Source organism: Pantoea sp. JKS000250 (genome assembly GCF_003201065.1).
Lineage (GTDB): Bacteria > Pseudomonadota > Gammaproteobacteria > Enterobacterales > Enterobacteriaceae > Pantoea > Pantoea vagans.
In genome coordinates, this window is sequence record NZ_QICZ01000001.1 from 1,541,099 (window position 1) to 1,559,856 (window position 18,758).

Genomic DNA, 18,758 nt, shown 5'->3' on the forward strand with positions numbered 1-18,758 from the left:
GGAGAGTGCGGAAAAGAGGAAAACCCGGTGAGCGCCGGAAAAAGCGAACGGTAATCCGGGCAGGTGCGCGGTGAACCGGACATGGCGACGTCCTCTGTAGTGAACAAGCAGGGGCCAAAAAGTGGCGGTCATAATGTCATCTTTTTTATGCACGAACAACCCGACCCAGGCAATTATTCAGTCACATAATAAAAAGATAACAACATGATTTTTATAGTCTATTTATCGTAAAAAATTCATGATACGACTAATTATATGAATTATATGCAGATTTATGCATGTAATTTGCTAGCGCTGTCAGCGCACTTTTCCCTGCCTGTTGCCTCCTTAAACCGAAGAGGCGGCCATTGCCCTACCGCATTGCCACTCACGAGCGTAAACTTACCCTCTAATTCACACTCTGCCGGAGGCTACATGTTTAAGGCACTGGTCATTGAAAATGACGAACAAGGTTACCGTTCCCTGCTGAAAGATCTCCCCGAATCCCAACTGCCCGACTATGATGTCACGCTCGACGTCAGCTACTCATCCCTGAACTATAAAGATGCCCTGGCTATCTGCAATAAAGGCCCGATTGTGCGCCAGTTTCCGATGGTGCCAGGTATCGATTTTGTCGGCCGCGTGACGGCCAGCCGTCATCCCGACTGGAAAGAGGATGATGTGGCGCTGCTGACGGGCTGGGGCGCAGGCGAAAAACAGTGGGGCGGCCTGGCGCAGAAAGCCAGCGTCAGTGGCGACTGGCTGGTGCGCGTGCCCGCTTCTCTTAGCCCGCTGCAGACCATGGCCATCGGCACAGCAGGGCTGACCGCAATGCTCTGCGTCATGGCGCTGGAAAAACAGGGCATCACGCCCGAACATGGCCCCGTGCTGGTGACCGGTGCCAGTGGCGGCGTCGGCAGCTATAGTGTCAGCCTGCTGGCGCGTCTGGGTTATCAGGTGATCGCCTCCAGCGGTCGCGCCAGTGACCATGCGTATCTTATCGATACGCTGGGCGCGGCATCGGTGATTGATCGCGAAGAGCTTTCCCATCCCGGTAAGCCGCTGGCAAAAGAGCGCTGGGCCGCCGCGATAGACAGCGTCGGCAGTCACACTCTGGCGAACGTGCTGGCCGGTATTCAGCGTGATGGGGTGGTGGCTGCCTGCGGTATGGCGCAGGGACTCGACCTGCCCGCCAGCGTCGCGCCTTTTATTTTGCGTGGCATCACGCTGGCGGGTGTCGACAGCGTGATGTGTCCGAAGCCGCTTCGTCAGCAGGCGTGGCAACGACTCGGTGAGCTGCTGGATAGCGATCGGCTCAGCAAACTGAGCCGGGTGATCCCGCTGAGTGAAGCCAGAGAAGGTGCGCAGGCATTGCTGGATGGCAGCGTACAGGGTCGTCTGATTGTCGACTGCCGCTAACCCGCGTTTATAAGGCGCGTACCGCGCGCCTTTATCGACTGGCTCGCTGCAGCCGTTTGATCAACCCTTCCAGCGCGAACTGCGTGCCCTGCTCCATCACGGATTTCGGATCGCCGCTGAACTGATGGCACTCCGCCTCGTCCCTGCCGTCCGGCAATACCCAGCCAAACCAGATAGTGCCCGCTGGCGTGCCATCTTCGCCACCATCGGGTCCGGCATAGCCGGTAATCGATAACCCTACCGGTTCGCCTGAACGGGCGCAGGCTCCCTGTACCATTTCACGCGCCGTCTGCTCGCTCACCGCCGTGTGCTGTTTCAGCGTGTCAGGATGCACGCCCAGCAGGCGAATTTTGGCATTTTCGCTGTAGGTCACAAAGCCGCTGGTGTAGAAGTCGCCGCTGCTTTCCACCGCGGCCAGCGTCATGCTGATCAGCCCCGCGGTACAGGATTCGGCAGTCGTCAGATGAAGTCCGGAGGAGAGTAAAATGTTACCCAGTTGCTCAGCGGTTTGATCTAATAATTTTGCCATTATGGTCTCCTGAGTATTCTGTCCTGAACACCAGGTATAGCGCAAAATCAGTGATTAAAAGCACGCAAGGCAATGTTTTTAAAGCGAAACGGTCTAAACCCGCAGCTGGATATGTGGCTTCCCACTTTCTGCCTGTGACACCACCTGCAAATCAGCCTGATACCAGCGCGTCAGCGTCTTTTCAGTCATCACCGTCTGCGGTGAACCCTGAGCCACCAGTCTGCCCGCGTGCAGCAGCAGTACGCGATCGGCCCATAATGACGCCAGATTAAGGTCATGTAACACGGTGCAGACGGTGAGATCACCCGTGCGCGTCAGCTGACGTAATAAACGCAGAGTCTGCTGCTGCCAGAAGAGATCCAGCGCCGAGGTCGGCTCATCCAGAAACAGCCAGCCGCGCGGTCTTCCCTCCTGCCAGAGCTGCGCCAGCACCCGCGCCAGCTGCACCCGTTGCTGTTCACCGCCGGAGAGCTGGCGGTAATCGCGATGCGCCAGCGAATCACAGCCGGTCAGTTGCATGACTTCAGCCACAATCTGCGACGTCTGCTTCTCAGGCCACGGCGCACGGCCCATCGCCACTACCGATTGCGCCGACTGGGTAAAAGTCAGGTTGTTCTGCTGCCGCATCACGGCCCGGCGTCGCGCCAGCTGCTCACGCGGCCATGCGGACATCACACGATCGCCCAGACGGCACTCGCCCCGGTCGGGCGCTAAAAATCCGGTGAGCAGCCGCAACAGGGTTGATTTACCTGCGCCGTTAGGCCCGATGAGCGCCACCCGCTCTCCACCTGACAGCGTAACGTCAAGATTATCGATAACGGTTTTGCCGTCGCGCGCCAGACAGAGTCCCGTCGCCTCTAACATCTCCATCATTCAAATCCTCGCTGCTGACGCAGGATCAGCCAGAGAAACCAGGGGCCGCCAATCAGGCTGGTCAGCAGCCCGACCGGCATTTCTGCCGGAACCACAAGTGTGCGCGCCAGCGTATCGGCCAGCAGCAGCAGAATCGCGCCTGCCAGCGCTGAACCGGGCAGCAGCCAGCGATGATCGCTGCCAAGACAAAAGCGCATCACATGCGGCACCACTAATCCCACGAAGCCGATCACGCCACTGACCGAGACCGCCGTACCGACCAGCAGCGCACTAAGGATCAGCAGCTGATGCTGGGTACGCTTCACATCAATTCCCATGTAGTGCGCATCCTCTTCACCTGCCTGCAGCAGGTTGAGATGGCGGGCACGGCTCTGTAACAGCAGCAACGCAGGCAGAATCAGCAGCAGGCAGATGAGCAGCGCAGGCCACTGCGCCTGGCTGAGGCTGCCCATCCCCCACAGTGACAGCTGACGCAGCTGCTGGTCATCGCTCAGCCACGACAACACGCCGACCGCCGCACCGCAGAGCGCATTAATCGCAATGCCGACCAGCAACAGCCGGGAGAGATTGCCCTCTGCCAGCCGACTGAAACTGAAGATCAGCAGCGTAACCAGCAGGCTGCCGATGAAGGCGGCAATCATCGGTAGCCACAGTGCCAGCTGGGGTGGCAACGCCAGTGGAATAACGATTGCCAGCGCGACCGCCAGCCCCGCGCCGCTGCTGATACCCAGCAGGCCAGGATCGGCCAGCGGGTTACGGAAAACACCCTGCATCACCGCGCCAGAGACCGCCAGCGCCATACCGATCGCCACCGCCAGCAGCACGCGTGGCAGGCGGATATTCAGCCAGATCTGCCAGATGAGATCGCTGAGCGGTGCCTGCAATAGCGCCCGCACCGACAGCGACATCGCCCCCAGATTCGCCGCCACTACCATCGCCACCAGCAGGAAAATCAGCATCAGCGTCAGACCCCGCAGCGCATTGCCATTAATCATGGTTCAGCGATTCCGCAGCCTGCCGCAATTTCATTATTGCCTGCGGCGTATCAAGGCCAAATCCCAGCAGCGCCTGGGTATCAATGATCAGCAGACGATGCTGCTGTCCGGCTGGCGTCAGCGCCAGGCCGGGTAACTGCCACAGTTGCGCTTCACCACCCAGGGTTTTCAGGCCATCCTCGCCGATCATCACCAGATCTGGCGCGGCGGCGATCACGCCTTCCTGCGACAGCGCCTGATAGTGCGGCACCGAACCCATGGCATTCTCCAGCCCGGCGCTGCGAATAGCGCCGTCGGCTGCGGTCTGATTTCCGGCCGCCATCGTTTTCATGCCGCTGTTTGCCATGATGTAGAGCACCTTCACCGGCAGCGATTGCTGCGGCAACTGGCGAATCTGCTGCGTTATTTGCTGCACCAGGGCCTGAGCTTCGCTTTCACGCTGCAGCGCCTGACCCACCGTGATAATTTTCTGCGGGATCGCCTGCAGACTGTTGTCGCCGCTGACCGTCACTACCCTGACGCCCGCGCGGGCAATCTGTTGTAGTACCAGCGACGGCTTTGCCTGCGCGCTGGCGAGCACCAGCGTCGGCTTCAGCGCCAGGATACCTTCGGCATTCAGCTGGCGCATATAGCCCACATCCGGCAGCCGGGCAGCCTGCACCGGACGCAGGCTGGTGCTGTCGCGCGCTACCAGCTGTGACTGAGCATCCAGCGAGTAGATAATCCGGGTGACGTCACCCCCAATCGACACCACCCGCTCCGCGGCCAGTGAGGGCAGCGTCAGCAGCAGCCACAACAGACTCAGGTGTTTCATGCCGCCGCTCCTGGCATGCGAAGTGCGTTCACCTGCTCACGCCAGCAGGCCTGTTCTGGCGTGCCTTCCGTACGCTGTCCATAGAGCTGGGCGATCTGCGTGCCGTCGGCGGCGAACAGTTCCAGGCTGGTCACAAAGCCATCGCCGGTGGGTTTGCGTGTAACCCAGCTTTCGCTGATCTGGTCCGCCATCAGGTGCAGCGTGAAGCGGGGATTGAAGATGTTGAGCCAGTTATCCATAGGTACCAGCTTCTCTACTTTGCCGGTGAAAATCTGGGTACAGCCACGGTTGCCGACAAAAATCATAATTTCGTTGCCCGCCTGCTGTGCCATCTCCAGGACACGCTCAAGTGCATCGTTGCCGGTCTGCCAGGCGAGATCCTCACCCACTGCGCGGAACGCCTGCGGCCGTGAGACCTGATGGCGCTTCAGCAGGGCAAAAAACTGATGAACATCGGTCATGGCGCGCCATTCACGGTCAATCGTGGTGGCATCAATGGTCTCTGTCTGAGTAGCAGCGGTAACCGGCTCAACCACCAGCGGCGTCGCAGCGGCGTCAGTGAAGTCGGCGATCAGCGCGTGCCATGCCGCCATGTTGGTCTGCTCCGTGACGTAAACTTTCAGCACCGCATCGCCGTGACGATCGAAGACCTGAATGCTGTGACGTACGCCCTTCGCGGTTGTCTCCTGCAGGGCAAAGGCGCTGAACCACTGTCCGACAAACAGACGCAGGTCGAGCGCCCGGGGATTCAGCACCAGGCCGCCATGTGCGCCGATCTGCACATTCTGATATTCGCCCAGATGCTCATGCACCGCATAAGCGTTACGGGTAATGCTTTTGGTCTCGCCGACCGCGCCCAGCGCCTTCAGCAGCGCCGGGAAATCGTGTTTCAGCGCCACGGCATCAACGCCGATACGCGCTTCACACAGTTCCGCTTCGCTGATACCGATCAGCGTGGCCAGATCGCGGGCATATTTCTTCGGATGTTCACTCTTCAGGGCGAGATAGTGCTGATAAATCGGGTTCATGGTTCGCTTCTCTTAGTCATGCCCTGCATCAGCGCAGGGCGGCGGTGATTAAAAATCGACATTAACACCTAACTGGAAAGTACGACCCGGCATTATGGCCAGTGCCTGATCGTTACGATCCTGTTGGGTAGCGCTGGTCAGCTGACGGCTGCTGAGGTAATCCCGGTATTTACGGTCGGTTATGTTGTAAAGCCCGCCGCTTAACCTGACGTTGTGCGTGACGCGCCAGTAGGCCGTCATATCCACCAGGCCATAACCCGGCACCCGCATGTAATCGGTGCTGGAGTCTGTCAGGCTGTTGCCGGTGTTGGTAAAGCTGTTGCGATTTGTGGCGCTGGCTTTCTTACCTTTAACAAACGTGGCGGTGACGGCAGCACCATAGCCGCGCGCCTCATCATCCCAGGCGAGTCCGACAATTGCTTTCATCGGCGCAACGCTCTCCAGGTCGACGTAGCGGTCTCCCAGGTAGCTCGACTTCGCCGCACCCTGGGTGTACCCAAACGCCAGATTAGCGCTCAGCCCCTCGACCTCGCTGAACCAGCTGCCGAAGTTCACCTTGCTGCTGATTTCAGCCCCATAGATATAGGCTTTGTCGCGGTTCTCCGCCTGATAGGTGGTATAGATGTTGCTGGGTACATTGACGAACTTACCCGGATTGGCCGCCCGGCTGTAGCGGGTAAAGGCAATGAAGTTTTTGTAGTCGTTATAGAACGCGGCAGCGTTAAGCGTCACGCCCTCTGCAACCTGGCCTTTTATACCCCATTCGTAGTTGTTGCTGGTTTCGGTTTTCAGATCGGCATTGCCAATCAGCGCATACTGCGCGGGACCGGCATAGCTGGAGCCAAGGTTCCATGAGCCATAGAGCTGAGAGTCGTTAGGGAACTGCGCGCCACGGGTATATTGCAGATAAGTCATCAATGCCGGGGTCAGATCGTACTGGAAGGCGATCGACGGCAACACCTGAGTGTCGCTGTTTGGCGAACCGTAGAGCGCGGAGACTTCGCTGGCGTCGAGCACACTGCTGTTTGTCGTCAGTGTCGCCATATCACGTGGGCGGGTGTTCTGATACGCCACACGCACGCCCGGCACGATAGCCGCACGGTGTCCGTCAGCATCGAAGCTGATGGTATCCTGCAGATAACCGCCAACCGTATAACTGCGGCTGTTAGCCTGCGGTTGCATGATCACGCTGGTGGCGCTCGCCGCAGGCGACTGACGGAAAGGCCGTTCGGTATCCACCAGACGTGCATTCAGCCCGGCGCTCAGTTCATGGCGCCCGATGCTTTTAAGCGCGCGGGTGTCAAAACCGTAGCTGTCGCTGTTGTAGTCGGAGTAGACGGTTTGCCAGGTGGTGGCACCTGACGGCATAAAGGTGTTGTCATGTGCCTGGGTCTGCTGCCAGTAAACGCGGGTTGTCAGACTGTCGATCAGGTCATTATAAGGCGTGTACTCATCCACCAGGCTGATGCCCCAGCGTCGTGTATCGCTCTGCTGCTGCGCCGTTCCCCAGACCGTATTGCCGGACGTGCTCCAGCTGTCGTAATGGCTGTGGTGCGTTTTGTGATAGTAATCGAAAGTCGCGCTGAGCTTGTGAAGATCATTGGGCTGCCAGATGCCCGAGGTCATAAAGGCATCGGAATGCCAGTTGGCTGGATAGGCATCAACCGTGTCACTGTTGTTGCGGGTCTGTTGGCCGTCACGACGACTGTAAACAAAGATCCCCCGCAGCGTATCATCGCCTGCTGCTGCCGTAACGCCGTTGTGCCAGCTGCGGCTGGCGGAGTCATAGTCGCTTTGATAACCGAAATAGTTGCCTTTACCAGGATGCAGATAGTCATCCGGGGATTTGTTACGGAACGAGACATTGCCGCCAATCGAGTTATTCGGCTGATCCACTGCCGTGGCACCCTTCTCAATTCCGATATGGCCAAACATATAGGGATCGATGTAATCGCGGCCAATCCCAAAGCTGTCGAGACCGGCACGTCCCACGTAGCTGCGGCCGGTGGCCTGCGGCAACGGAATGCCATCCACATCGAGACCCACGCGGTTGCTCTCTAAACCACGAATGTTGTAGCCGGTGTAACCGGCCCGGTCAAAGCCGCTCTTACCGGCTGAGGAGCCGCCACTGGTGCCGGTGGCGCTGATCAGCGGTTCATAACGCATGATCGATCCAAAATCAGTAGCGCCACGTTGCTGCAGATCGCTGGCAGAGAGCGTGGTTTTACTGCCCGCCGTTTGTTTAATTTCCGGTGCATTCACCGTCATTACCGGTTCAGCACTGCTGCCATAGCGGTCGGAAAGGGTCAGCGTGGCAGGTTCACTGCCCGCAGCATAGGTGCAGGTGGTATTGATAAAGGTGGCGAGCAACGCCAGCTCAGACAGACGCGGTTGCGTCAATCTCCGAAAACGTGGTGACATAGGCGCGAATTACCTGATTAATTGTTAGTATTCGCTCACTTGCTTGCTGGAACATAAAAAACGGCTCTGCATAAAAGCCGTAAAAAGTCAGAACATCATGCGGGTGTAATCATTATCGCCGCGAATTTAATGCAACTGATAATCATTATCAATCCTATTTACATTAAGACATAAACCACAGCGCACAAATTGTTAACCCGAATGCATCTGCATTTATCAATACGTAAAGGAAGAGAGTTATGGCGCAAAAACCTGTGGTTGTTATTCACTACTGTATGCAATGCAACTGGCTGATGCGGTCAGCGTGGATGGCACAGGAACTATTGCATACCTTCGCCGAGGATCTGGCAGAGGTCACGCTGAAACCCGGCACCGGCGGAATTTTTGAGATTACGCTGGATGGTCATCTGCTGTGGGAACGTAAGCGGGACGGTGGTTTCCCGGATGCGACTACTTTGAAACAGCGCGTGCGCGACATCTGTTTCCCGGATCGTACCCTGGGACACATCGACAAGAATAAGAGTGAAATCAGCTGATTAACTGTGTGTGATTTTATCAGCCGCGTCGTGCAGCGCCTTAATTAGCGTCTGCAGCGCGGCTTCTGAAATATCTTCCTGCGCCAGTCGTTGATTCAGAGCCATCTTTAGCCCGTGAATCGCCTGCTCCACAGCAGGAATACTGCGGTTATTGACCACGATCGCCAGCGTAGAGAGCCGCGTAATCAGGCTGGCTACGGTTTCGCGATTATCAGACAGCTGCGCCTCACCAGCCGCCGTCAATCGGTAGGCTTTACGCGCTGCCTGCGCATCCACCACCTGAATCGCCTCCATCTCTTCCAGCAGCGTCAGATTGGGATAGATGATCCCCGGGCTGGGCGAATACTCTCCCTTTGACAGCTCCTCAACGGACTTGATCAGCTCATAGCCGTGCGCCGCATTCTGCGCCAGGAAATGGAGCATCAGCAGGCGAATCTCACTCGCTTCCAGCATCTTTTCACGTCGTTTACGTCGTCCGCCGCAGCCGCCTGCGCGCGAAGTCTGTTCGTCAGATGAAGTGGACGTCGGATGCTGTTTCATGACCTGCCCTGCTGAAAAAAGGAGAGTGATGGTAGTCCGCCATCTGGCAAAACTCAATTGCCAGCGCGGCTTACTTCTGATGCCAGTAGGCCACCGCCCGTACGAAGTCGCTGTCGAGACCACGCTGCGAGGTAAAGTAGTCAGATAGCGCTTTGACAAACTCACCTTCGCCGGTCAGCCAGATAAAGTAATCCTCCGTCGGAATAGCGATCTGATCCAGCCGGGTAATCAGCTGGCTGAGCTGCGCTTTTTGCATCTGACCGCTGCCCAGCCAGTTTGTCGTTACGTCTGCCGTATCCGCTAAATAGTCGCGACCGGTCGCTTCATCGGTAAAGGCATAGAGATGCAGCGCCTGGGCGCGGGCGTCGCGCTTACGGCGGGCAAAAGCGGGCAGCCCGGTTTCGTCGCAGACGTAAAGCTGGAATGCGTAATCGGTCGGCACCACCAGCGAGCCGCGTGGCCCACCAACAATCAGTTTATCGCCCACCTGCGCCTGCGCGGCCCAGTCACTGGCCACGCCCTGCTGATGAATATAGAAGTCGAGGGTCAGTGAAGACTCACCATCGAATTCCAGCGGCGTGTAATCACGCGCCTGCGGACGTAAACCTTCCGGCCAGACAATACCTGCGTCGGTAATCTGTGGCAGAGCCAGTGCTTCACCTTCAGCAGAAGGGAAAAACACCTTGATATGGTCATCAAAGCCTGGCGACGTAAAGCCTGCCAGATCGCTGCCGCTGAACCGGATGCGCCAGAATTTCCCGGCAATCCTGGTTTTACTGGCGACCTGAATATGGCGAAAACGCAGTTCATTGCGGACGCGCTGCGGCGTGCGCTTATCGGCTGTTGTAGTCAAAATCTCTCTCCTGAAACAGGGTCTATGCCCGATAGTCAGGGGCATACCCGCCATGATTAAACAACAATGGAATAACAATCATTCTCATCTGAAGCGACAAGATTAGCTATGATATATCTTCGGCACAAGAACGAAAAATGCGATTCTGCAACTTAAGATATATTTTAAGCAGTGTCGTAAGCGAGGAGATACGGACGGGAAGCGGCATGAATCAGAAGCATCAGAGATGCAGCATGCAGGTAAAGAGTGCTTCAGATGCAGGTGAATGGGCCTCAGAGAGGAAGCCGCAGGTGCAGAGTATGAGCAGGTAAATCAGGCAGAAGCTGTCCGGCTCCTGACGAGCCGGGCATCATCTCGCGCCGCCGGTTCTGGCAGCGCATCAACACTTACAGCGTGTCGTTGAATCCGGAAAGGGAGGCATTGCTGCTGGTGTGATCCGGCAGTTCACCATCACCCAGAATTTCATGCTGGGTAACCTGAGAGTGCGGATGCAGTCCGGCAGGCGGTGAGAAAGGCTCAGCCTGCTGCGCCATCGCCATTGCAGGCAATGCCAGGATCAGGGAAATCATTAAGCGTCGCATAGTTGTCTTCGATTGTCGTTTTGGCCAGAAAAGGCCTGAAATGCAGATGAATGTTCCAGCCCTGCCACAGAAGTACGATGATTCAGATATGGCAAGGTTTCGGGGGAGGATTTTACGCCAGAATGGCAACTTATTTTATAAAATCGTGCGGTTTGTCACGGTTTATCGCACGAAAGATGCATTGGCAGGAGCAGAAGCGATCACCCCTGCCCTGCCGGCTACGCCTGCATCACCGGAATAGAAAAAACGCCGCTGAGCCAGTCGGGCTTACAGTGCGCAAAATCAAGACGCAACAGGTCTTTGCCCGGACGGCGCGACACGCCCAGCATGGGCAAATGCTGATAGTAAATATCCTCGATAAAGCGCGTCAGCTGCTCCGGCCTGCCGCTCCAGCGGATCGACGCATAGAGGCCGCACACCTCGCTCCAGCTGGCGGTATTGTCACCCAGCAGCCCGGCATGTTGTGGTGCCAGCGCCTGAAACAGGCTGATATTCTGTTGGTCTGCAGAGCTATGGCCGGGACCATACTGAAAGCCTAACCAGCCGTGCGTCGCATGGCTGCCCGCCAGCGCGACCAGATGCCGTGCCTGCTCTGCCACCCGGTGGTCGTGGTCGGCAATATACTCACCAAACCTGCACTCCCACTCCAGTGTCTCTCCGCACAGATGCAGTTCTTCCTCACGTTCCACCAGCGTCGCACGCTCTGCCAGCGATCGCACCAGAATGCGGCCATGGAAGTTTTTGACCGGCAAGTGAGGAATACGGCGAAACGCGCCAGGCGTCAGTGAAAAGTGGCCTTTGAACACCCGCGTGAAGTTTTGCTGGTTATCAAAGCCAAAACGTACGGCGATATCGATCAGCGTCATGCGTGTCAGACGCAGCGCCATGGCCGCCATCGTCAGACGCCGTTTGCGGGTATATGCCGCCAGCGTCTGTCCGGTCATCTCCTTGAACATGCGCTGCATGTGCCATTTGGAATAACCTGATTTCAGGGTGATTTGATCGATATTGAGATCGTCGGTGAGGTTGGCTTCTATCCACTCGACCAGATCGTTAATGTGCTGCTTTTTAATAGCCTGACTGAGCATGATGGCGATTTACGACGCGGGTTAGGACTGGAATTTTCGTTACAAAAGAATAACAAAAATTGCGAATCGGTGTAAGGAAAGGGTAAGGCGCACGCGCCTGTTCGGGGCGATTCCGCATTAATTGCTTAGGTTACTAACTAAAAAAGGCTGACTGACGTCAGCCTCAGACAACTCAGAATGTAAAGCGATGGGAGCATACGCCAGGAGCAAAGCATCGCGGGCCATGGATGGCCCGCGCTGAGCATGCCAGGGATGGTGTTTTTGCGTCTTTGCGGAGGGCGTATGCTCCCTGAGCTTGCTCGTTATCAATACTCGCAGTCGTCACGACAATTAATGACTACGCATTCCCGCCGCAGTCATCATCATACGGAACAGCGAGGCGACAACGCCCAGCGCCAGCACACTGGCGGCGTAGATAAACACCAGCCACATCACACGCTTCCACCACGGTGCTTTTGTCTCTGCGGTGTGATTGTGGTCTTTCATGCTGCTGAGGCTTTTCATATCAATGATATCCTGCGTCTGCTTTGATTTTTCCACGGAACACGTAGTAGCTCCAGAAGGTATAGCCCAGGATCATCGGGATAATCAGCAGGCTACCCACCAGCATAAAGGCCTGACTCTGCGGAGGTGCCGCAGCGGCCCAGATGGTCACGGATGGCGGAATAATATTTGGCCAGATACTGATGCCCAGTCCGGAGAAGCCGAGGAAGATCAGCGCCAGCGTCAGCAGGAACGGTGAATAGTGCGCCTCGCGTTTGATGGCGCGAATAATGCCCCACGAACAGAGCAGCACCAGCACCGGAACCGGCAGGAACAGGAACAAATTTGGCGTGCTGAACCAGCGATGAGAGATGTCGGCATGCGCAAACGGCGTCCACAGGCTGACGATGCCAATAATCACTAATAGCGCAATCACCAGCGGCGTCGCCAGCGCAGACATCTTACGATGCAGTTCATTCTCGGTCTTCATGATGAGCCAGGTACAGCCCAGCAGCGCATAGGCCACCACCAGACCCACGCCGCAGAACAGCGGGAACGGTGCCAGCCAGTCCATTGCGGAACCGGCAAAGCGGCGTCCCTCAACCGGAATACCATCCAGCAATGCACCGACCGCCACACCCTGACTGAAGGTGGCGATGATCGAACCGGCAATAAACGATTTGTCCCAGAATGCACGATGGCCTTCCACCGCTTTAAAGCGGAACTCGAAGGCAACGCCGCGGAAAATCAGACCGATCAGCATGGCGGTCAGCGGAATAGACAGTGCATCAGCGATGACTGCATAGGCCAGCGGGAATGCACCAAACAGGCCTGCGCCCCCCAGCACCAGCCAGGTCTCATTACCATCCCAGACCGGCGCGACGGTATTCACCATCATGTCGCGCTCGCCAGCATCTTTGTTGAACGGGAACAGCAGACCAATGCCCAGGTCGAAACCATCCATCACGATATACATCAGGGTTGCGAAGACGATAATCACAAACCAGATAACGGAAAAATCGATCATCTTAGTGGTCTCCATCCTTAAAGGTGGCAGCGGAAAGTGGACGCGCTGGCGTTTTCTTCTGACCCGGTCCACCCTCTTCGGTGATATGACCTTCGCCGACAACCGGTCCCTGCTTAATCAGACGCATCATATAGTGATACCCCACGCCAAACACCGAGCTGTAGACCAGAATAAAGGCAAGCAGGCTGATGCTCATGTGCATATCGCCATGTGCCGAGACCGCATCAATGGTGCGCTGCACGCCATAAACCACCCACGGCTGGCGACCGATTTCAGTGGTAAACCAGCCTGCCAGAATCGCAATCAGACCCGATGGACCCATCAACAGTGCAAACCACAGGAACGGACGCGACTCATAAAGACGCCCTTTGAAACGCAGCCACAGGCTGACCACGCCCAGTGTGATCATCAGCAGGCCCAGCGCCACCATCACGCGGAAGGACCAGAAAATTACCGTTGAATTAGGTCGATCCTCTTTCGGGAACGACTTCAGCGCCGGAACCTGCTTGTCCAGACTGTGCGTCAGAATCAGACTGCCGAGATAAGGCACTTCCAGCGCATATTTGGTGCGCTCCTGCTCCATATCGGGAATGCCAAACAGGATCAGCGGTGTGGCTTCACCCGGCGGGTTTTCCCAGTGTCCTTCAATCGCCGCGATCTTGGCGGGCTGATGCTCCAGCGTGTTCAGACCGTGAGCATCACCAATCATCGCCTGAATCGGCGCAACGATCAGCGCCATCCATAACGCCATGGAGAACATCCTGCGGATGGCAGGATTATTGTTACCCTTCAGCAGATGCCAGGCCGCCGATGAACCGACAAAGAAGGCACTCGCCAGGAACGCTGCCACCGACATATGAAACAGCCGGTAAGGGAAAGAGGGGTTAAAGACGATTTTGAACCAGTCCTGCGGAACCACGATGCCATTCTGAATGATGTAGCCCTGCGGCGTATGCATCCAGCTGTTAGAGGCCAGGATCCAGAAGGTAGAAATCAGTGTACCCAGGGCGACCATGCAGGTGGCAAAGAAGTGCAGACCCGGACCTACGCGATTCCAGCCAAACAGCATCACGCCCAGGAAGCCCGCTTCCAGGAAGAACGCCGTAAGCACTTCATAGGTCAGCAGCGGACCGGTGATACTGCCGGCAAACTCTGAGAAGCCGCTCCAGTTCGTGCCGAACTGATAAGCCATCACCAGCCCTGACACCACACCCATACCGAAGTTAACGGCAAAGATTTTGGACCAGAAATGGTAGAGATCGCGATAGGTTTGATCGCGGGTTTTGAGCCACATACCTTCGAGTACGGCCAGGAAGCTGGCGAGACCGATGGTGATGGCGGGAAAGATAATATGGAAGGAAACAGTAAATGCGAACTGAATCCTGGCCAGATGAAAGGCATCTAATCCGAACATTGCTTACCTCTTTGCCACATAGAACACCATGTATTTACTTATTATTAACAACTTAAGCCTGATGCGCTGACTTCTCTGCGCTTATTGAAATTCCCGCCGCAAATTTAGAACTATTCGCGACGAGGAAACAGAAACAGTGGGGTTAATGAAAACTATAACAGTCTTTGTTGATTTTGATCATTGTTTTTAACGGGAATTACTTATTTAAAAATAAGGCTTAAAGGTTAATCAGAGCGTATTTATGTGTCGTTAATGTTACGGTATTTGTCACTTTAAAAATTCACATCGGCAAAGCAAACCCTGACTAAAAAAAGCCTTCAACTGGCTGTTTTCAGACGTTATTTTGTTATAAACCCTGATTTCAGAAAGGTCAAATTTGAGAGCAAATAAATTAAATAATCTTATTTTTTAACGAGTTAAATCAGTAAATGAGTACCACCACCGATTTGTTTATTTTTTTGCATTACCCTTGCTAATTCAGACCTGCACCCAGGCAAAAAATAGCCAGAGCGGCGCCTTTAAGCGCCACGGGAGATGTTAATAAAATGGGTCAAAAAGCTGGGCTGAATTAACAGCGCGTCCGAAGCAGTCGGTTATTCCGGGCCAGAGCCTGATGAAATGATTTAATAACCAGCAAAGAGGCGAAAAAACCGCTTGGGTTATTTTCGCTGCCGTTACGTTATTCCGGTTTCAGGGAGAGAAATGGGAGAGAAGAACAGATTAAAAATCTCCTGCCAGCATCTCCACACCTTCACGACGGAATGGCTGACAGGCGGGGATTTTACTCAGCTGCAGACTTTTCACGCTGTGCCAGAATCCGGCTCAGGTTCAGCTCCAGCCAGTCCGCCAGCCCCACTACCTGTTCACTGACTTCGCGACCAAGCGGAGTCAGACGATACTCCACGTGCGGCGGTACGACATCGTAAGCGATGCGCTGCACGAAGCCATCTTCTTCCAGGTAGCGCAGATTCTGCGCCAGCATCCGTTCACTGACGCCACCGACCGCCCGGCGCAACGCACTGAAGCGCAACGTCTGGTCCTGTAAGGCCAGCAGAATCAGTACGCTCCAGCGGCTGGTCACCCGTTTCAGTACGTCGCGCGACGGACAGTTAACGTTAAGCAGTTCACCACGACTAAATTTTTCACTCAGCTTTTCAGACATTTAACCTGCGCACCTCAAACTAACAATTCTGTAAGTACTTACTAAAAATTAGTTTATACCCTAGTCTGAATTTCACCAACAGCCACAGGAGTCATCCCATGATTGCAGTTACAGGTGCCACCGGCCAGCTGGGCCGAATCGTTATCGATACATTACTGAAAAAAGTTCCGGCGGCAGAAATTGTTGCCGCTGTGCGTACGCCCGCCAAAGCGGCCGATCTTGCTGCGCTGGGCGTGATTGTCCGCCAGGCCGATTATGGCCAGCCAGAGACGCTGGAGGCCGCTTTTGCAGGCGTGGATAAGCTGCTGCTGATCTCGGGCAGTGAAGTTGGCCAGCGTGAGGCGCAGCATAAAGCTGTCATCGACGCTGCAAAGGCTGCAGGCGTGAGCTTTATCGCCTACACCAGTCTGCTGCATGCGGATACCTCACCGCTGGGTTTAGGTGTTGAACATCGCGCGACTGAAGCGCTGTTAAAAGCCGCGGGCATCCCGTTCGCCCTGCTTCGCAACGGCTGGTACACCGAGAACTATGCCGCCAGCATTCCTCCGGCGCTGGCACATCATGCGTTTATCGGCGCGGCAGGTGAAGGCCGCATCGCGTCGGCTGCCCGACAGGATTACGCTGAAGCGGCGGCTGAAGTAATGACTCGTGACGATCAGGCGGGCAAAGTCTATGAGCTGTCCGGCGACGACAGCTATACGCTGGCGCAATTTGCTGCGGAGATTGCCGCACAGAGTGGTGAGAAGGTCGATTACGTCAATCTGTCTCAGGCTGACTTTGCCGCCGCGCTGAAAGGCGCTGGCCTGCCAGAGGGTCTGGCGGAGATGCTGGCGGATTCTGATGCCGGTGCAGAAAAAGGTGGCCTGTTTGATGATTCGCGTCAGCTGAGCAAACTGATCGGTCGCCCGACCACAAGCTGGCAGGCGGTGATCCGCGCAGCACTGGCGAACCATTAATCCAGCTCTCTCTGAGCGGGCAACCCTGCCCGCTCACTTCTCACTCCTGCCCTGATTTCCGTTGCGTATGCCATTTTCTGCACCCTTTGCGGCTGCGGTTTCTTTTACAAAATGTGAATAAATGCCAGTTTTCTTCAGCTTAAATTTTTTTATTCATGCTGCTAAGAGATTCATCCGAAATGTGTTTTTTGTGAACACCGCTATATTTGGTTGAATTGACTGGAATTTATTAAAAAGCCTCGATTAATCGACAATTTTTATTACGTTCATAGATATTCTGCATTGTTGTTCCGCAGGATGAGAGGTCTATAATTTCTCCTTTGTGCAACCACGACCGCTCAGGAGGCCGTTATTAATACCCATCGCCAGCAACAAAATGCACTTGAAGAGGTTCGTGCCGGGGCGGAAGTTGAGTATCAATACGATCCCCATGAACTGAAACTGGATCGCATGCAGGATTCTGAACCGGAACCGGAGCTGATTGAAGGCTTACCGGCACCGGATGCGCTCACGCCTGCCGATCGTTATCTGGAACTGTTTGAACATGTCCAGATGTCGCGGATTTTTGAGGACAGCAAAACCTTCCCCGACTGTTCGCCTAAGTACGATCCGCTGGATGTGCTGATGCGCTATCGTCGACAGAAACGCAGCAGTGATTTCGACCTGTCGCGTTTTGTCGCCGATCACTTTTATCTGCCTGGCGTAAACGAAAGTTTTTATGTCTCCAACCCGGATAAATCGCTCAATGAGCATATCGATGATCTGTGGCCGGTTCTGACCAAAATGCCGCAGCAGCATATGCCGCACTCATCGTTGCTGCCGTTACCGAAACCCTATGTGGTACCGGGCGGACGCTTTGGCGAAACCTACTACTGGGACTCCTACTTCACCATGCTGGGCCTGGCGGAATCGGGCCGTGATGACCTGCTGCGTCATATGGCAGACAACTTTGCCTGGCTGATCGATAACTACGGCCATGTGCCAAATGGCAACCGTACTTATTATCTCAGCCGTTCTCAGCCGCCGGTATTTGCCCTGATGGTGGAGCTGTTCGAAGAGGATGGCGTGCGCGGTGCTAAGCGCTATCAGGAACAGCTGATGAAGGAGTATCAGTTCTGGATGGATGGTGCCGGCTCACTGATGCCAAACCAGGCTTATCGTCACGTCGTGCGGATGCCAAATGGCTCGCTGCTGAACCGTTACTGGGATGACCGCGATACGCCACGTGATGAGTCGTGGATGGAAGATGTTGAAACCGCGCGCGAATCTAAACGTCCGGCCAGCGAAGTCTATCGTGACCTGCGTGCTGGTGCTGAGTCGGGCTGGGATTACTCCTCGCGCTGGCTGCGTAACCCGAAACGTCTGTCGAGTATCCGTACGACACAGTTTATCCCTATCGATCTGAACGCGTTCCTGTACAAGCTGGAGCTGATGATTGCCACCCTGTCGCACGCCAAAGGCGAAGAGCTGACGGCGCTGGCCTGGCAGAAAAAGGCGGAAACGCGGAAACGCGCTATTACCCGTTACCTGTGGGACAGCACCGCTGGTGTGTTCCGTGACTACGACTGGCGTCGTGAGCGTTTTGGTGCCTTTACCGTTGCCTCGGTCGTTCCGCTGTTTGTGGGTCTGGCGACGCCGCATCAGGCGCACCTGCAGTCAATCTCCCTGCGTCATCTGTTGCTGAGCAACGGTGGCCTGCTGACCTCAATGGTGGAAAGCGGTGAGCAGTGGGACCGTCCTAACGGCTGGGCACCGATGCAGTGGATGGCCGTTGTTGGCCTGAATAACTACGGTGAAGAGACGCTGGCAAGTGAAGTCGCGGTGAACTGGCTTAATACGGTTAATAACTTCTATCAGCTGCACCACAAGCTGGTCGAGAAGTATGACATCAGCGGCGACCGCGCCCGTCCCGGCGGCGGCGGCGAGTACCCATTACAGGATGGCTTCGGCTGGACGAACGGCGTCACGCGTAAGCTGATGACGATGTATGGGCATTTAATGGCTGACTGAGTGTCGCAGCCTGTAAATCACTAAAACGCAAAAGCCGGGTCATTCCCGGC

General features: G+C 55.7%; 18 protein-coding genes. 4 read left to right on the forward strand and 14 right to left on the reverse strand.

The genetic code is table 11. From position 1 onward, the window contains the following. Nucleotides 1–414 precede the first annotated feature (414 nt). Nucleotides 415–1,398: an MDR family oxidoreductase gene (locus tag BY447_RS07360; protein ID WP_013358989.1), complete on the forward strand. Its 984-nt coding sequence runs from the start codon at nt 415–417 to the stop codon at nt 1,396–1,398. Nucleotides 1,399–1,429: 31 nt separating this feature from the next. Here the strand turns inward: BY447_RS07360 and BY447_RS07365 are convergent, their stop codons facing one another. The 6 genes from BY447_RS07365 to BY447_RS07390 form a co-directional block, all read right to left on the reverse strand. Beyond that, nucleotides 1,430–1,927: a CinA family protein gene (locus tag BY447_RS07365; protein ID WP_110330862.1), complete on the reverse strand. Its 498-nt coding sequence runs from the start codon at nt 1,925–1,927 to the stop codon at nt 1,430–1,432. 93 nt (nt 1,928–2,020) lie between these two features. Further along, nucleotides 2,021–2,800: a heme ABC transporter ATP-binding protein gene (locus tag BY447_RS07370; protein WP_110330863.1), complete on the reverse strand. Its 780-nt coding sequence runs from the start codon at nt 2,798–2,800 to the stop codon at nt 2,021–2,023. Further along, nucleotides 2,797–3,795, reverse strand: coding sequence for a FecCD family ABC transporter permease (locus BY447_RS07375; protein ID WP_110330864.1), 999 nt, complete (start codon nt 3,793–3,795; stop codon nt 2,797–2,799). The genes BY447_RS07370 and BY447_RS07375 overlap by 4 nt, the downstream gene beginning before the upstream one ends. After that, nucleotides 3,788–4,609 carry a heme/hemin ABC transporter substrate-binding protein gene (locus BY447_RS07380; protein ID WP_110330865.1) on the reverse strand — a complete coding sequence of 274 codons (822 nt, stop codon included), beginning with the start codon at nt 4,607–4,609 and terminating at the stop codon, nt 3,788–3,790. The genes BY447_RS07375 and BY447_RS07380 overlap by 8 nt, the downstream gene beginning before the upstream one ends. Next, nucleotides 4,606–5,637 carry a ChuX/HutX family heme-like substrate-binding protein gene (locus tag BY447_RS07385; RefSeq protein ID WP_110330866.1) on the reverse strand — a complete coding sequence of 344 codons (1,032 nt, stop codon included), beginning with the start codon at nt 5,635–5,637 and terminating at the stop codon, nt 4,606–4,608. Before BY447_RS07385 ends, BY447_RS07380 begins: the two co-directional genes overlap by 4 nt. A 48-nt stretch (nt 5,638–5,685) precedes the next feature. Then, the gene (locus BY447_RS07390; protein ID WP_110330867.1) at nt 5,686–8,058 is read right to left on the reverse strand and encodes a TonB-dependent receptor domain-containing protein; all 2,373 of its coding nucleotides are present in this window, start codon (nt 8,056–8,058) and stop codon (nt 5,686–5,688) included. Nucleotides 8,059–8,297: 239 nt separating this feature from the next. On the opposite strand from BY447_RS07390, the gene BY447_RS07395 reads away from it, so the two are divergent. Beyond that, nucleotides 8,298–8,594 (forward strand): SelT/SelW/SelH family protein, encoded by a 297-nt coding sequence (locus BY447_RS07395; protein ID WP_033733740.1) that lies wholly within the window; start codon nt 8,298–8,300, stop codon nt 8,592–8,594. Here the strand turns inward: BY447_RS07395 and BY447_RS07400 are convergent, their stop codons facing one another. The 8 genes from BY447_RS07400 to BY447_RS07440 all read right to left on the reverse strand — a co-directional run bounded on the left by BY447_RS07400 (nt 8,595) and on the right by BY447_RS07440 (nt 15,742). Beyond that, nucleotides 8,595–9,134 carry a PadR family transcriptional regulator gene (locus tag BY447_RS07400; RefSeq protein ID WP_033784027.1) on the reverse strand — a complete coding sequence of 180 codons (540 nt, stop codon included), beginning with the start codon at nt 9,132–9,134 and terminating at the stop codon, nt 8,595–8,597. It lies immediately after the preceding gene. 70 nt (nt 9,135–9,204) lie between these two features. Then, on the reverse strand, nt 9,205–10,032 hold the full coding sequence (locus BY447_RS07405; protein ID WP_416376689.1) for a siderophore-interacting protein: 828 nt from the start codon (nt 10,030–10,032) through the stop codon (nt 9,205–9,207). Between the two features lie 341 nt (nt 10,033–10,373). Beyond that, nucleotides 10,374–10,556 (reverse strand): hypothetical protein, encoded by a 183-nt coding sequence (locus BY447_RS07410; RefSeq protein ID WP_223811653.1) that lies wholly within the window; start codon nt 10,554–10,556, stop codon nt 10,374–10,376. Between the two features lie 230 nt (nt 10,557–10,786). Continuing rightward, the gene (locus BY447_RS07420; RefSeq protein WP_033784030.1) at nt 10,787–11,656 is read right to left on the reverse strand and encodes a helix-turn-helix domain-containing protein; all 870 of its coding nucleotides are present in this window, start codon (nt 11,654–11,656) and stop codon (nt 10,787–10,789) included. A gap of 330 nt (nt 11,657–11,986) precedes the next feature. Beyond that, entirely contained in the window at nt 11,987–12,160 is a 174-nt protein-coding gene (locus BY447_RS07425; protein ID WP_071822193.1) for a DUF2474 domain-containing protein, read from the reverse strand. Nucleotide 12,161: 1 nt separating this feature from the next. Then, the gene (gene cydB / locus BY447_RS07430; RefSeq protein ID WP_013359001.1) at nt 12,162–13,166 is read right to left on the reverse strand and encodes a cytochrome d ubiquinol oxidase subunit II; all 1,005 of its coding nucleotides are present in this window, start codon (nt 13,164–13,166) and stop codon (nt 12,162–12,164) included. A 1-nt stretch (nt 13,167) separates the two neighbouring features. Further along, nucleotides 13,168–14,580 (reverse strand): cytochrome ubiquinol oxidase subunit I, encoded by a 1,413-nt coding sequence (locus BY447_RS07435; protein WP_013359002.1) that lies wholly within the window; start codon nt 14,578–14,580, stop codon nt 13,168–13,170. 781 nt (nt 14,581–15,361) lie between these two features. Next, nucleotides 15,362–15,742 carry a winged helix-turn-helix transcriptional regulator gene (locus tag BY447_RS07440; protein WP_033784031.1) on the reverse strand — a complete coding sequence of 127 codons (381 nt, stop codon included), beginning with the start codon at nt 15,740–15,742 and terminating at the stop codon, nt 15,362–15,364. A 98-nt stretch (nt 15,743–15,840) separates the two neighbouring features. Here BY447_RS07440 and BY447_RS07445 point away from each other — a divergent pair, with 98 nt between their 5' ends. After that, nucleotides 15,841–16,698, forward strand: a complete 858-nt coding sequence (locus BY447_RS07445) for an SDR family oxidoreductase (protein WP_110330870.1) — start codon at nt 15,841–15,843, stop codon at nt 16,696–16,698. A 351-nt stretch (nt 16,699–17,049) separates the two neighbouring features. Next, on the forward strand, nt 17,050–18,708 hold the full coding sequence (gene treF, locus BY447_RS07450) for an alpha,alpha-trehalase TreF (RefSeq protein WP_071822194.1): 1,659 nt from the start codon (nt 17,050–17,052) through the stop codon (nt 18,706–18,708). Nucleotides 18,709–18,758 lie beyond the last annotated feature (50 nt).